The 568-nt window shown below is 42.6% G+C and carries 1 protein-coding gene and 1 pseudogene; both read right to left on the reverse strand.

The window, feature by feature from the left end; translation table 11 throughout:
• On the reverse strand, nucleotides 1-366 hold a 366-nt coding region (locus tag ACGF5R_RS24370), incomplete at its 3' end, for a lysis protein (protein ID WP_387693211.1).
• A gap of 9 nt (nucleotides 367-375) precedes the next feature.
• A pseudogene (locus ACGF5R_RS24375) lies at nucleotides 376-568 on the reverse strand (structural protein); the annotation flags it as partial.

Here is a 568-nt window from a genome sequence, read left to right on the forward strand (position 1 = left end):
ATCTTGTTCAGCGTCTTTCTCCAGTCGGGCGGGTCTTGAACCATCCAAGCCGGTGCTGGAAGCGGTTTCAGACACTGGACACGTGGCTTTGACGAGCAACCGGCGACGACCAGCGGCAACATCATTGCGCAGCACATCAATTTCAGATTTGGCATTGGCTAGTTCCTTTGTATGCTGATTATCCAGTTCAGACAGGCGCTTTATTCTCTCCTGCTGATTAACGATTTCATTCTGTTGCGCTAGCAATGCATTCTGTAGCTTAATGCTTGTATTAAGCTGGTCTGTATATTTACTTCGATAGTGATAAGCAATAAGACAGACAAGTGCCAGCGCAATAACTGTATAAGCATGAGCGTTAAACTTCATAATACTGCCCTACAAAAGGGAAAAGGCTTTATCAATGACCTCATCGCTATAAGGTTGACTACCATTTTCCATGGTAATAATGGACTTAATCAGCTCTGTCATAAATACTTTATTAAATACATCAACAACCTGATCGCGAGTCACTCCCGTGTCTTTACATACGTGGTTAATATAGGCATCAGTATTATTTTCATTAGTGGGA

The organism is Photorhabdus sp. RM71S, from assembly GCF_042879355.1.
In the GTDB taxonomy this organism is placed as follows: domain Bacteria; phylum Pseudomonadota; class Gammaproteobacteria; order Enterobacterales; family Enterobacteriaceae; genus Photorhabdus; species Photorhabdus kayaii.